Below are 14,457 nucleotides of genomic sequence, written 5' to 3'. Positions count from 1 at the left end.
TAGGATTTTCATAATTATCAATTATTTCGGTGGTCATTCTAACTATATTTTCATTAATATTCGATTAAATACTTATGAGCATTTATATGAGATTTAATTATATCAAACAAATAACTAATAATAAAAGCCATACCATTTAATGGACTTTATACTAAATAATAATATGTATTCCTTAATATTATTTTTTATAAAATCATAGGAATATCAATATTCGTTTCTTTTTCTACATCAGATACTGATTCGAAGACTACTTCTATTGGGGCAGTTTCTTGATTCTCTTTATCTACGAATTTTGTTAGGGCTTTATGGAAGTCTAGTTTTACTGTTCCTATTGGTCCATTTCTTTGTTTTCCTATGATTATTTCTGCTTCTTCTATTGGTTTATCTATAAAGGTTGATTTATATTCTTCACCCTTATCTTTGGCTTCTTTTTCTTTTCTCATTTCATCTCTTTGTTTGTATACATCATCTCTGTATACAAACATGATAATATCGGCATCTTGTTCTATTGAACCTGACTCTCTAATATCTGACAGCATGGGTCTTTTATCTGGTCTATTTTCTAAACCCCTGTTTAGCTGAGAAAGTGCAATAATAGGTACTTTTATCTCACGTGCCAAGAGTTTTAGTCCCCTTGAGATTTCAGATACTTCAATATGTCTGTCTTTTCCACCTGTTCCTTGCATTAATTGAAGGTAATCAATAATGATTAAAGAAATATTATTTTCTTCTTTTTGTGCTAGTTTTCGCACTCTTGCTCGTAATTGATTAATATTTAGAGATCCACCATCATCTACAAAAAGTTTTTTGGTATTAAATTCGTCAAAAGCTTTTGATAGTGTGCTCCATTGTAAATCATCTAAATCACCTTTTCTTAGGTTTTGTAGAGGAATAGTAGTTTTAGCAGCTAGAAGTCTTAACATCAACTGTTCAGCAGGCATTTCAAGGGAGAAAAAAATTACACCTTTATTTGCTTCTACGTTTTTTAAAGCCATATTTAAAACAAGTGCTGTTTTTCCCATCGCCGGCCTAGCCGCGATTATGATCAAATCTCCTTCATTAAAACCTGTTGTTTTTTTATCAAGTTCAAAAAACCCAGTAGTTTGTCCAATTAGGTATTTATTTCCTAATTTTTTCATTCTGTGAATATAATCTAAGGTTTCAGCTGTAACATCAGCCATGTCTTTTAATTCTGAAGAGGCAGAATCTGTGGTGATTTTATAGAGCTCATTTTGAATGGTATTTACTGCTTCTGAGGCAAGAATATCATCTTCTATGGCTACTTTTTTGATTATTGTTGCAAGATTTGCCAGCTCTCTTTTAACTGCACCGTCTTTTATCTCTTTTACATAAGCAAGCGTATTAGTAATGGGATTGGCTGAGAGAATTTCAATTAAAATAGAATCATCTACATCTTTAGCATCAATTCTTTTTCTTATGAATTCTTCATCTATTGGCATATCAGCTGTATGCAATTGTTCCATTACATGAAATATCTTTTGATGAGCAGGAAGATAAAAATCTTTGTGTTTTATCAGACCTAAAACATCTTCGATTTCTTCTGGATTAAATAATATTGAGCTAAGAACTGCTCTTTCAATGTTTATACTGTATACGCTGTCCATTTTTTAATGATAGTTTTTATAGTGATGGTGATAGTGGGCAGTAGTGTATAGTGTTAGTGTCAAGTGGATAGGTTTGTCCCATTCACTATCACTATTCACCATCACAAGCTAACTATTCGCCATTACTAGGTTACTATTCTTCCTTTTTATTTTTTTTCTATTATTTTTATTAGCTTCTTTATAACAGCTATATATTTATCAGAATCATTTATATCGTCATGTATAATTGAATACCGTCCTTCTACTGCATAATCATTTAAATCTATTAAAATTTCTATTTCATCGAATAATACAATACCATTTGATTCACAGATATCAATAAGTTGTTCTAAATCATGAGATCGGGGAAACAGTATCTTTTTTCTGCATAATATTGATTTCAATAGTTTTTCTGCACTTTGTTGTAAATCAAAATATATCTTTTCAATATCAATTTCAATTTTATTTTCATTAAATGCTTTTAATAAATATATTGCAGAATTTAAATCAACAATTGCTTTATAAAAAAACATATCAGCACTTGATTTTATATCATTTTTATTTATTAATTTATCTTTCAAAAAGAACTATCCCCTTATGTCTCGCATCATAAAGTGCTGTATTTATCCAATTATCATCACTATGAGATAAAAAATATTCATTCGTTTCAAGTAAAATATCTTTAGAAATTTTTATATCTTTTAGAGCTTTTCTTATCTTTGATCTTTTACTTATTTTTGAATCAATACTGTTTTCAATAATACAAAGGTCTAAGTCACTATGCTCATCTGGATTCCCATATGCATAAGAACCAAATAATATAATTTTTTTTAAATTTAAAGGCTTTAGTTTATTAACAATATCAATTTTTAATTGCTCAATATTTAACATTATTCACCCTTTCTTTTTAATTGTAACAAAAAAATACTTTTTATTTAGTCGATAGGATTTTGTTATCCACTCATCATTTTTACTATACCCTATCCACTTTTCACCATCACTAACTACTAGCGTCGCTTTTAGCTGCTTCAATTTCTACTTCTTGCAAAAATCGTTCTAACAATTGATCTGTTGGTAATTTAGCTATTGTTTCGCCTTTTTTAATTATAAGACCAGAACCTTTTCCATATGCTATTGCTACATCGGCTGCTTTTGCTTCACCTAGGGCATTTACTACACATCCCATTACAGATAAGTTTAAAGGTGCTTTTATGTGTTTGGTTCTTTTCTCAACTTCGGCTACTGCCGTTACTAAGTCAGCTTCAATTCTTCCACATGTTGGACAAGAAATGATATTTACGCCTTCTTTAACTATTCCTGCATCTTTTAGAATTGCTCGCCCTACTTCTATTTCTTTCTCCAGCGCACCTGTCATAGAAATACGCAAAGTATCCCCTATTCCATCTAAAAGCAAAGAACCTAAAGCGATTGAAGATTTAATCGTTGAGTGAAATTCTGTTCCAGCTTCAGTAACCCCTAAGTGGAAAGGATAATGATTTTTAGGTCTTAATCCTTTATACGCTGCTACTGTTCTTTGAACATCGCTTGCTTTTAGAGAGACTTTAATATCTGTAAAGCCTAGATCTTCTAGGTATTTGATATTATAATCAGCCGAGGCAATCATACCTTCTGGAGTTTGACCGTATTTATTTTCAAATTGTTTTTCGAGTGAACCTGAGTTAACACCAATTCTAATGGGGAGGTTTCTTTGTTGGCAGGCTTTTACAATTTCTTTTACCCGCTCTTTATTTCCAATATTACCTGGATTAATTCGTATACAATCTACTACTTCCGCAGCAATTAGTGCAAACTTATAGTTAAAATGAATATCTGCAACAATAGGAAGTGAACTTTGTTCACAAATTTCTTTTAATGACAAAGCAGCTGCTTTATCAGGCACTGCTAATCTTACTATATCAGCACCTGCAAAATGCAGACGTTTGATTTGATCTAGAGTAGCTTGAACATCATCTGTTTTTGTAAATGTCATAGATTGTACTGAGATAGGAGCATCCCCACCAACAGCTACTGAACCTACAAATATTTTTTTGGTTTTATATCTTTTTATCATAAGGCATTTTATCTAAAAAGTATTAAGAAAAAGTGAATTTAGCAAAAATTAATTTAAATAATTTTTTATCCTCGTATAATCGTTAATTTTATGATTTTTAGCTATAATTCAAAAATATTGTAAAAAGGAAATACATTGCAAGACTTTTCTATTTTTGACATGGTAATCATAGGTATTACATTAGCTTTAGGGCTTAAGGGACTTTTTAAAGGTTTTATTAAAGAAGTATTTGGCCTTGTAGGCATTATTGGTGGTATTTATGTAGCATCTAGATTTTCTGATGTTGTAGGGGATTTAATTGCTCCTCTTTTAGCATTGGAAAGTAAAGCAACTATTACACTAATAGGTTTTGTTACGGCTTTAGTAGGCTTTTGGATTGTTGTTTATATCTTAGGAATGATTTTATCTAAAGTATTTGCAATGAGTGGGTTGGGTGTATTTGATAGATTATTGGGATTTGTTTTTGGATCTGCAAAAATATTTTTAATCTTTGCAGTAATAGCTCATGCTTTATACCAAATAGAGTCATTTAAAACATCAATTGATGAAAAAGCAACAAATTCATATGTAATTCCTTTTTTATTAAAAACAGGGTCATATATAGTTAAACTCGATACTAAAACAATTTCTTCTGGTCTTGAAAAAACAGTAGAAGTAATTATGCCTTCTAAGCAAAATGTTGCTGAGACTATAGAAGTTGCAAAAGAGACAATCACTGAAACAATTAATGAAACAAAAGAAATGATTCAAGAAAAAAGTGAAGCATTAATAAAAGAAACAACAGAAGAAAAAATTAAAGAAATGTTACCTACAAGTAATTAAAACATACTATTATTAAATAAAATAAGAAGATAAAAAGAGGACTAACAGTGTTTGAAAACAAATACATACAACAAAGAATAGAAAAAGCAGACAAATTAAGAGACTTAGGAATCAATCCTTATAGTAATGAATCAAACAGAGATACAAAAGTTGTTGATTTTCTTGAAAAGAATAAAGACGTAGCTGAACGTGAAGACAGAAGAGATGAAACAAGACAATTTTGTTTATCTGGACGAATTAAATTTTTTAGACTTATGGGAAAAGCAAGTTTTTTAAAAATTGAAGATGAATCTGGTTTATTACAAATTTATGTTTCAAGAGACAATCTTCCAGAAGATTTTTACAATACAATTTTCAAAAAAACCATTGAAGTTGGAGATATTATTGAAGTAAAGGGATATCCTTTTGTTACGAATAAAGGTGAGTTATCACTTCATGTTCATGGTCTTAGAATCTTAACAAAAGCGATTTCACCTCTTCCTGAAAAATACCATGGTTTAGCAGATAAAGAATTAAGATACAGACAAAGATATTTGGATTTAATTATGAATCCAGAAGTTAAAGAAACGTTTAAAACAAGATCAAAAGTAATCTCTTTAACTAGAAGATTTTTTGAAGACAAGGGATTTTTAGAAGTAGAAACTCCAATGATGCATCCAATTGCAGGTGGTGCTAATGCGAGACCTTTTGTTACCCATCACAATGCTTTAGGAATTGATAGGTATTTACGAATAGCACCTGAATTGTATTTAAAACGATTAATTGTTGGTGGTTTTGAAGCTGTATTTGAAATTAACAGATGTTTTAGAAATGAAGGAATGGATGCAACGCATAATCCTGAGTTTACATCTATTGAGTTTTATTGGGCTTATAAAACATATAAAGATTTAATAGTTTTAACCAAAGAATATTTTGAATATTTATTTGAGCACTTAAACTTACCAAAAGTACTTCCTTATGGAGATGTAGAAATTGATTTCTCAAAATTTACTGAAATTCCATTAATTCAATCATTAATTGATATTGGAAATGTTCCAGCTTCAATTGTTGAAGATAAAGAAAAAATCATTGCTTATTTAAAAGAAAATAAAGTAGATGTAAATGTAAATATGAATCTTGGACAATTACAAGGTGAATTATTTGATGAGTATGTAGAAGCTAAATTAATTAACCCTACTTTTATTACAGACTATCCTGTAGAGATTTCACCCCTTGCTAGAAGAAGTGATGAACAAACACATTTAACGCAACGCTTTGAGTTATTTATGGCTGGAAAAGAAATTGCAAATGCATTTTCTGAGTTAAATGATCCTTTAGATCAGTTAGCACGATTTCAAGCACAAGTTGCTGCAAAAGATGCAGGGGGAGATGATGAAGCTCATGAAATGGATGAAGATTATGTAAATGCTTTATCCTATGGTATGGCACCTACTGCTGGCCAAGGTATTGGAATTGATAGACTCGTAATGATGTTAACAAACCAACATTCAATCAGAGATGTTTTATTGTTTCCAGCAATGAAACCAACACATCATGAAATTGATTTACATTCAGACGAAGCTTAGTTCTTCGTCTAACATAATAATAATTTAATATAGTTGAGGATTTCACCCATGAGTTACATAACAAGCAAAACACTACAAGAAGCAGATGCAGAAGTATTTTCATTTATAGAAGATGAATTAGTAAGACAAACCAATCACTTAGAAATGATTGCAAGTGAAAACTTTACAAGCCCAGCAGTAATGCAAGCAATGGGTTCAGTATTTACTAATAAATACGCAGAAGGTTACCCATATAAAAGATATTATGGGGGTTGTGAAAATGCAGATAAAGTTGAGCAATTAGCTATTGATAGAGCTTGTGAAATTTTTAAATGTACGTATGCAAATGTTCAACCTCATTCAGGGTCTCAAGCAAATGGTGCTGTTTATGCTGCATTAATTAAAGCGGGTGATAAAATTCTTGGTATGGACTTGTCTCATGGAGGACATTTAACTCATGGTTCTAAACCTTCTTTTTCTGGTAAAAACTACTCTGCTTTTCATTATGGAGTTGAATTAGATGGAAGAATTAATTATGATAAAGTTTTAGAAATTGCAAAAATTGTACGTCCTAAAATTATTGTTTGTGGAGCTTCTGCTTATGCTAGAGAAATTGACTTCAAACGTTTTAGAGAAATTGCTGATGAAGTAGGTGCTATTTTATTTGCTGATATTGCTCATATTGCAGGACTAGTAGCAGCTGATTTACATGTAAGTCCTTTCCCTCATGCTCACGTAGTTACAACTACCACTCATAAGACTCTAAGAGGTCCAAGAGGTGGAATGATTATGACAAATGATGCAGACATTGCTAAAAAAATCAACTCTGCTATTTTCCCTGGATTACAAGGTGGACCACTTATTCATGTAATTGCTGGAAAAGCAGTAGCATTTGGTGAAATTCTTAAACCAGAATGGAAAGATTATGCACAACAAGTAATTAATAATACAAAAGTTATGGCAGAAGTATTTATGAAAAGAGGATATGATATAGTAAGTAATGGAAGTGATAATCACTTAATTTTAGTATCTTTTTTGAACAATGATTTTTCAGGAAAAGAAGCAGATGCTGCTTTAGGAAATGCTGGAATTACTGTTAATATGAATACAGTACCAGGTGAAACAAGATCTCCTTTTGTAACATCAGGAATAAGAGTAGGAAGCCCTGCTTTAACGGCACGTGGAATGAAAGAAAAAGAGTTTGATATTATTGCAAATTATATGTGTGATATTTTAGATGATATTTCAAATACTAAATTACAAGAAAAAATTAAAGAAGAAGTAAAAGTTCTTGCTTCTAATTTTGTTATTTATACTCAAAGTACCTACTAAAAATCTTTCTTAAATAAGCGTTTAGGCGCTTTTTTAGGAAGAGTAATCATAAATACTGCTCCATTCTTAGAATTTTTTACACCTAACTTAGCTTTCATGTGATCCTCTATAATTACCTTTGACATATACAAACCAAGGCCCATGCCATTATCTTTTGTAGAAAAATAAGGTTCAAATATTTTATTTAAATTTTCTTCTTTTATTCCTTTGGCATTATCTTCTATCTCTATAGAAATGTATTGTTGTTTTTCTTCAATAGTTAAAAAAATACTTGGTTTTTGAATATCTTCTTTTAATAACTGCTGTTTTGCATTATTTAAAATATTAAAAACAACTTGTGAGAATTCATTTTCATAAGAATGAATCTTTGTATTCCCTGTACTTTTTATAGTAAAGAGTATATTAGAATGAGAAAAAGAAGATTCAAATAAAGCATAGGTTTTTTCACATATTGCTTTAATTTCAAAATCATTTGTTTTTTTATTACTTTGAAAAAAATCTCTAAAATCATTAATAGTATTGGACATAAATTCTATTTGTCCTACTATTTCACACGATTTTTTATCAAAATATTCTTTATCTAACTTATCATGCTCAAAGGCAGTTTGAACATTCATATAGGCATAAGAGAGGTGGGTTAGAGGCTGTCTCCATTGATGGGCAATATTAGCAATCATTTCCCCCATTGAAGCCAATTTGTTTTGATGAATTAATAAACTCTCATTTTTCAAACGCTTTAACTCTGATTGTTTTAATTTATATGAAATGGCAAAAGCAAAAAACAATACATCAATAGGAAAAACAAGATGTATTAAATAAGTTTGATTAATATCAATTAAATCCATTTCTATAATTAATACAGAAATTAAAATTAAGACATGACCCAATAAATAAAAAATCGCCTCCTTACTTTTTTGCATTATTCGTAAAATCGAGGAAACAACAGTAATACTTAAAGCAATAATACTTACTTTACCTTCATCAAAATACACTTCTTTCCAAAATAACAGAAAAAATATATTTGCTATTCCAAACAAAATAAAGGTTTTTATTAAAAAATCCATTTTTGGAAGATGTTTTTTTGTGTTTAAAAACTCAACAGCAAAAAGACCAGAAGAAATTAGAATCAAATATACAAAAAACGTTTGAATATCAATAAAAAGAGATAAATTAACAAAGATATCAAGGGAAAAATATAAAGAAAGTAATAAACATAAAACTGCAAACTGCAAAAATGCATAATAAAGAAAATATTTTTTCTTATTATAGATATATAAAATCAGATTATAAAATAAAGCACAGAAAATTATTCCATATACAAAACCAAAAATTAATTTTTCATGGGGATATATATGTTCATATTCCCACAAAGAATAAATTTCAATATCAATAAGAGGATCAGGCTTATTAAAATGGATTATTAAAGTTTTATCTGAGTATTCATCAATACGAACATAAAAATTTTCTTCTTTTTTTGTATGATTAAAACTTATTTCATTTATCGTATTATTACTTGTAATTTTTAAATAATAAACTTTATCTTTTAGATATTCTTGATCAATTTTGATTTTTAAAGATTTAAGAGATTTTAGTTCTTCATCTTTTTCTACTGCAAAATTTTCATCTTTTAAATGTACAATTGATTTATATTCTTTATTATCAAAAGAATAATAAAGATTTTTAAACATCTCAGATCTAAAGGATTGGGCATAAATATTACTAAGTAAAAGAACAAAAAAAATAAAGAATTTATATCTAAGTATATTCATTAATTTGGTATCCAATACCCGATATATTTTTAACAGCTGCTTTTGATAATTTTCTTCTTAGTTCTTTTACTAATGAACGCATGGCATCTTCACTCATTAATCCTTGCCAAACAAACATATTTAATTCTTCATATTTAACAACTCTTTTATGATTTTTTACCAAAAGATCCAAAAACATTAGTTCTTTTTTTGTTAATAAAACTTGTATTTTTAAAAGAAATAAACTTTGGTTAAATAAATCATATACTAGATCTTTTTCAATTTCAAAAGATGATTTTTTGTCAAAAAGTTCATGCATACAAAGCTTTAACACAGGAAGTAAGCTTATTTGACTAACTGGTTTTTGTAAATATTTAATCAAACCTAATTCAACTGCTTCCATTAAATATTGGGTTTCAATAAAAGCAGTTATAATAATTATTTTTGTATCTTTATCTTCTTCTCTGATTTTTCGAATCATTTTTAAACCATTTAACTTAGGCATATTAATATCAGTAATTATGATATCTGGTTTATGTTTTTTATATAATTCAAGCCCTTCATATCCATCTTTAGCAGCATATACACTTTTACAATAAAAGGACAAAAATTCAACTGCATTATTAAGTATCTCTTTTTCATCATCAATGTATAAAATACTGCTTATTTTAAGTTTCTCAATCATATTTAATATTAGTAAAAGAAAATGTGTAAATTATGGGAAAAACAAAAATATTTGTATATTTTTTTAACGTACTAAAACTAATCATTTATTTCCTTTTTATTTTTATGATTTTAACATAGTCTTATATAAAGAACTTTATTTGACTATGTTATTAATCTTAAATTTAATATTAGTCTATTTATTTTATATTTTATAAAGAAATTACAAATTTCCACTTAAATGTATTGATAATTAATATCAATAATGATACAATTTCAACTAATTTAAGGAGTACAAATGAAAAATTTGATTTTAAAATCATTATTAGTAGGTAGTTTATTGGCAAGCAGTGCATTTGGATATGAAGCATCAAGTGTAAAAGTAAATGTAATGGCTTACAAAACAAAAGCAAAATCTGGTGTTGCTATAACATTTGATAAAGTAAGTTTGAGTATCAAGAAAAATACTGATTTCGCAAAATTTATCACTTCAGCAGAAGTAAGTATTGATGTTAATTCAATAAATTCAAAAATGAAATTTAGAGACAACAACATTAAAGCTACTTTATTTAAAATTGCTAATATTAGTGAAGTTAAAGCTAAGGTTCTTAAAGTAACGGGAAATGATAAAACAGGTACGCTGGATGTAGAAGTTTCTATGAATAATGTAAAAAAAATAATTCCTATGAAATATACAGTTAGTTCTGGAACATTAAAAGCAGATGGTGTATTAGATATACTTGATTTTGCTATGAGCAAATCTTATGCGGCTTTTGCAGCTAAGTGTAAAGGTTTTCATGGTGGAAAATCATTTTCAGACGTAGCACTTTCTTTCTCACTTCCCTTTACAAAATAAATATTAAAAAAGAGATTTTCTCTTTTTTAATATTTTAGAGTTTTAATACTCCACTCACTCTTTTTACAGAATCAGCTTTTGATAATGACAATCTTACAATAGAATCTTCTAATGCTTTTAAATTATGTAATACGGAGGCTTCTAAAGATACAATATCTCCTTTAATTAAAGTATAACTTTCATCCTTAACTCCAAATTCTATTGTACCTTCAAAGATTTCAACAGTAATAGGATAAGACGTTTTATGATCTTTCATAATTTGCCCTTGGGTAAATACGATGCGTATTTCTTTTGAAGCGTCACTTTCAAACATAGAAGTAATTTGAACTTTAGTATTACTGTATTCAATATTTTCATAGATATTAAATTTATTCATTTTTTATCCTTTTTTAATTATAACACTATACTAAAAAAATTTACTTGATAAAAATCAAGTTATCAACCTATGTACATGAAAAGAATTTTAATAAAGACTATACTACAAAAAAAACAAGGAAGATAGTATGAACAAAACATTTCAAGAAGCTATGGATTTTAGACACGCGTGTAAATCTTTTCAAGAAGAAAAAGAGATTTCTAAAGAAAATATGGATTTTATTTTAAATGCAGCAAGACTTTCACCCTCCTCTTATGGTTTAGAATTTACAAAATATCTCTTAATTAAAAATAAAGATCTTAAAGAAAAAATAAAAAATCTAGCTATGGGCCAAGAACAAGTAAGCATTAATTCTTCTTTATTAGTTGTACTTGTAGCCATTGAAGACAGTAAAATAAGTTCTCCCACACCAAAAGATCGTTTTAATAGATTAGAAGTAAACAAAGAAATAAAATCTATGTTTTTAGACTATTATCATTCTTATGTAAAAGAACACTTAAATAACGATGAACAAATTTTAGCTTGGACTTCAAAACAAGCTTATTTAGCAGTAGGAAATATTATGACAGCCGCAGCCACAAAAGGAATTGATTCTTGCGCAATAGAGGGTTTTAATAAAAAAGAAGTAGAAAAACTGTTAAATCTTGATACAAAAAAATATCAAGTTGCTCTTCTTTTACCCTTAGGATATAGAAAAAATGAACAAAGAGAAAGTTTGCGTTTGCCTCTTTCTGAATTAGTGCAATATATAGATTAAAATATATTAATAATTACTATTGTTTTCTTCTAAAAATCAATAAAAAACTTCTGTATAAAAGAAATTCTTTGCTATAATTCCATAAAATAATACAGAAGATAAAAAGCAATATTTTCGTATTTGATATTACATTCAAGGAATTATTATGGCAAAAATTGGAATATTAGTAGCAAGTTCAAACAATAATGTTAAATTAGCAAAAAAAATAGAAGAAATTGCACTTGCAGATAATTGCGAAGTTGAATTTATTAATTTAGTTGATTTACGTTTACCATTATACTCAACAATAGAAGAAGAAGAAAATGGTATTCCACAAACAGCCAAAGATTTAGCAGCTACAATTTTAGCGCTAAAAGCTTTTATTGTTGTAGCACCTGAATATAATGGTGTTATGCCAGCTGTTTTAAACAATGCAATGGCATGGACATCACGTGCAACTGATTCATGGAGAGATGCATTTGAAGAAAAAGTTTTAGCACTTGCTACTCACAGTGGAGGTGGAGGATCTAAAGTTCTTCAAGCAATGAGAATTCAATTTCAACACTTAGGTGCAAATGTATTAGCAAGAGAAATTCTTACTACTTACGAAAAACCTTTAAATGAAGACTCTGTTAAAAATATCGTAGCACAAATAAAGAAACTAGCATAAACCAAGGCTTAGCCTAGGTTTATTTCTTAAACTTTGTTTTAATAATAGAAGCATACGTTTTTACACTCATTCCCATATAAAGCCTAAATGCTTTATCTAAAACCCTTCTTGGCACATTCACCAATAACAATACACTTTCAATATCATACGTACCTTTATTTACTTCAAGATAATCAACAAGATTTAAAATACTAAAAGGTGTTTTTATAACTTCGAATTTATTCAATAATACCTCATCTATTGTTTTATTATAAGATTCAATGTTTATATCTAGAAGATCAAAATCTTCACCTGTATTTTTAGAAAACCCTATGTTATTTTCATCAATATAGGAAGGAAAAAAGTAAGCAAGTTTTGCTGCTTTAAATTCAAGAAGAGTGAAATTTATCTCTGATTTTAATATCATTTGAATTTTTTGTAGTGAAGAAAAAAGAATAATACTTTCATTCTTTTTTAATACTAAGGTATTCTCTTTTATTGAAAAAACAATATCATCTTCATGATTAATTATAATAAAGCAGACATCATACGTAAAAAAGTCTATGTTTCTAGTGTCTGCTAAACTGGCTTCGTATTTTGTATAAGGTTCTAGGTATTTTTTTAGTTTTTTATGCGTTTTGTATTCACTTATATTAAAAGCATGCTCTTTTTGTAAAACTAACATTGTTTTTTTGAAGCGGGTGCTAAATTTAATAAATAGACTTCTACTTGTTGCATACAAATATCAAATTCATAAGAAGAAGCACTTTGTTTAGAAAGTAATAATGCACCTTGAAGACTTGATATTATAAATAATGCCGTGCTTTTCACATCAATATTAGAGATTTCTTTGGCATCACAGGCTTTTTGAAGTATTCCTTCAAATAGTTTTTGCATATTACTTAAGGCTTCTTTTAATAAACAAAGAAAATCTTCATCCCCACTTGAACACTGTTGCAATAAATTTCCTAAAGGACAGCCCTTAGTAAAATCATGTTTTTTAGTATCTTGTAGCATTGAAATTAGAAAAGCAAGGTAATCTTTTTTGCAAGTGGATAAACTTAGCCAATATTTTTCACTTCTAGCTTTTAGTTTTTCTTCAATCATCACTAAAGCCATCTCTTTTTTAGAAGAAAAATAATGGTACATAGAGCCTTTTTTAGCTTCTGCTTTTTTAAGTATGCGAGATAAAGAGGCAGCATGATAACCATATTCATGTATTTCATGAAAAGTAGCCTCAAGTAGTCTTTCTCTTATATCACTCATATTAAACCTTATTATTTATTTTGTGCAATTATATCTAAGATAGTTTTAGGTTCCATTCTTTTTGTATAATCTTCATCAACAAATGCAAATATTACCTCAGCTTTTTTATTTAAAACAAAAGTAGCAGGCATTGGTAATTCAAAAGAATCATCTTGATTTAAACCTTGAATGTCAATACCAAATTTAGCATAAATTGGTTTTAATGCATCCGCTAGAACAAACACTAATCCAAACTCTTTTGCAATTTTATTCTTTTCATCACTTAATACTTCAAAACTTAATTCATTTTTTTCTTTTGTGCTTAAAGAAGCATCAGCTGTTTGAGGAGAAACAGCAATAAGTGCAGTATTTAATTGCGATAATTGTGGAACAATACTCTGTAAAGCTTTTAATTCTAAATTACAATACGGGCACCATACACCTCTGTAAAAATTAACGACTACAAAATCATTATTTGATAAAACATCACTTAAGTTAATGTTTTCACCTAAGGCATTTGGGAGAGTAAAAGATTTCATTACTTCGCCTACTTTTAAAGCATCTTTACTGATGTTTACGTCTTCTAACTCTTTTGTTGCATTCAACATAATTTTTCTTAATTCAACAGGTACTTTTCCTACAAATGCTTCTTTATAAGCATCTATTTCTTTTTGTAAATTTGACATATTATTCCTTTACCAACTGGTTGGTTTTAAAGATTATATACTTTTTTTTAATCTGTGTCAAGTTAACAAATTATTTAGAGAAAAAAAGAGGAGAAAAGATCAAAACAATAAAGCAGCGTTTTCTG

Annotated in this window: 16 protein-coding genes; 6 read left to right on the top strand and 10 right to left on the bottom strand. The window is 28.4% G+C overall.

Annotated elements, in window-relative coordinates; genetic code table 11:
* Positions 1-185: 185 nt before the first annotated feature.
* The 4 genes from HRT41_03935 to ispG form a co-directional block, all read right to left on the bottom strand.
* Positions 186-1,625, bottom strand: coding sequence for a replicative DNA helicase (locus HRT41_03935; protein ID NQY23156.1), 1,440 nt, complete (start codon positions 1,623-1,625; stop codon positions 186-188).
* A 146-nt stretch (positions 1,626-1,771) separates the two neighbouring features.
* The gene (locus HRT41_03930) at positions 1,772-2,185 is read right to left on the bottom strand and encodes a HEPN domain-containing protein (GenBank protein ID NQY23155.1); all 414 of its coding nucleotides are present in this window, start codon (positions 2,183-2,185) and stop codon (positions 1,772-1,774) included.
* Positions 2,175-2,495: a nucleotidyltransferase domain-containing protein gene (locus HRT41_03925; protein NQY23154.1), complete on the bottom strand. Its 321-nt coding sequence runs from the start codon at positions 2,493-2,495 to the stop codon at positions 2,175-2,177. Before HRT41_03925 ends, HRT41_03930 begins: the two co-directional genes overlap by 11 nt.
* Positions 2,496-2,604: 109 nt before the next feature.
* Positions 2,605-3,675 carry a flavodoxin-dependent (E)-4-hydroxy-3-methylbut-2-enyl-diphosphate synthase gene (gene ispG / locus HRT41_03920; GenBank protein NQY23153.1) on the bottom strand — a complete coding sequence of 357 codons (1,071 nt, stop codon included), beginning with the start codon at positions 3,673-3,675 and terminating at the stop codon, positions 2,605-2,607.
* Positions 3,676-3,810: 135 nt separating this feature from the next.
* Between ispG and HRT41_03915 the strand changes: the two genes are divergently transcribed.
* Genes HRT41_03915 through HRT41_03905 form a run of 3 tightly spaced genes read left to right on the top strand, consistent with a single transcriptional unit; the run spans position 3,811 to position 7,373 of the window.
* Positions 3,811-4,497 (top strand): CvpA family protein, encoded by a 687-nt coding sequence (locus tag HRT41_03915; protein NQY23152.1) that lies wholly within the window; start codon positions 3,811-3,813, stop codon positions 4,495-4,497.
* 47 nt (positions 4,498-4,544) lie between these two features.
* The gene (lysS, locus tag HRT41_03910) at positions 4,545-6,062 is read left to right on the top strand and encodes a lysine--tRNA ligase (GenBank protein NQY23151.1); all 1,518 of its coding nucleotides are present in this window, start codon (positions 4,545-4,547) and stop codon (positions 6,060-6,062) included.
* A 48-nt stretch (positions 6,063-6,110) separates the two neighbouring features.
* Positions 6,111-7,373: a serine hydroxymethyltransferase gene (locus tag HRT41_03905; GenBank protein ID NQY23150.1), complete on the top strand. Its 1,263-nt coding sequence runs from the start codon at positions 6,111-6,113 to the stop codon at positions 7,371-7,373.
* Here HRT41_03905 and HRT41_03900 read toward each other — a convergent pair.
* Together HRT41_03900 and HRT41_03895 are read right to left on the bottom strand one after the other, a co-directional pair.
* Positions 7,370-9,142, bottom strand: coding sequence for a sensor histidine kinase (locus HRT41_03900; GenBank protein ID NQY23149.1), 1,773 nt, complete (start codon positions 9,140-9,142; stop codon positions 7,370-7,372). The genes HRT41_03905 and HRT41_03900 overlap by 4 nt on opposite strands.
* Positions 9,129-9,806: a response regulator gene (locus HRT41_03895; GenBank protein NQY23148.1), complete on the bottom strand. Its 678-nt coding sequence runs from the start codon at positions 9,804-9,806 to the stop codon at positions 9,129-9,131. Before HRT41_03895 ends, HRT41_03900 begins: the two co-directional genes overlap by 14 nt.
* A gap of 276 nt (positions 9,807-10,082) precedes the next feature.
* Here HRT41_03895 and HRT41_03890 point away from each other — a divergent pair, with 276 nt between their 5' ends.
* Positions 10,083-10,640, top strand: a complete 558-nt coding sequence (locus tag HRT41_03890; GenBank protein ID NQY23147.1) for a YceI family protein — start codon at positions 10,083-10,085, stop codon at positions 10,638-10,640.
* 34 nt (positions 10,641-10,674) lie between these two features.
* On the opposite strand, the gene HRT41_03885 is transcribed toward HRT41_03890, so the two are convergent.
* Positions 10,675-11,016 carry a cupin gene (locus HRT41_03885; protein ID NQY23146.1) on the bottom strand — a complete coding sequence of 114 codons (342 nt, stop codon included), beginning with the start codon at positions 11,014-11,016 and terminating at the stop codon, positions 10,675-10,677.
* Between the two features lie 127 nt (positions 11,017-11,143).
* Between HRT41_03885 and HRT41_03880 the strand changes: the two genes are divergently transcribed.
* Positions 11,144-11,773, top strand: coding sequence for an NAD(P)H-dependent oxidoreductase (locus HRT41_03880; protein ID NQY23145.1), 630 nt, complete (start codon positions 11,144-11,146; stop codon positions 11,771-11,773).
* A gap of 145 nt (positions 11,774-11,918) precedes the next feature.
* Entirely contained in the window at positions 11,919-12,422 is a 504-nt protein-coding gene (locus HRT41_03875) for an NAD(P)H-dependent oxidoreductase (GenBank protein ID NQY23144.1), read from the top strand.
* Positions 12,423-12,441: 19 nt separating this feature from the next.
* Here HRT41_03875 and HRT41_03870 read toward each other — a convergent pair whose 3' ends face one another.
* From HRT41_03870 to HRT41_03860, 3 genes are read right to left on the bottom strand one after another with little or no spacing between them, the layout of a single operon-like run.
* A complete protein-coding gene (locus HRT41_03870) occupies positions 12,442-13,086 on the bottom strand; it encodes a hypothetical protein (protein NQY23143.1) in 645 nt (214 codons plus the stop codon).
* On the bottom strand, positions 13,080-13,667 hold the full coding sequence (locus HRT41_03865) for a TetR/AcrR family transcriptional regulator (GenBank protein ID NQY23142.1): 588 nt from the start codon (positions 13,665-13,667) through the stop codon (positions 13,080-13,082). Before HRT41_03865 ends, HRT41_03870 begins: the two co-directional genes overlap by 7 nt.
* 11 nt (positions 13,668-13,678) lie before the next feature.
* The gene (locus HRT41_03860) at positions 13,679-14,332 is read right to left on the bottom strand and encodes an AhpC/TSA family protein (GenBank protein NQY23141.1); all 654 of its coding nucleotides are present in this window, start codon (positions 14,330-14,332) and stop codon (positions 13,679-13,681) included.
* Positions 14,333-14,457 lie beyond the last annotated feature (125 nt).

Source organism: Campylobacteraceae bacterium (genome assembly GCA_013215945.1).
GTDB lineage: Bacteria > Campylobacterota > Campylobacteria > Campylobacterales > Arcobacteraceae > NORP36.
This window is presented reverse-complemented; position numbering and strand designations above follow the sequence as displayed.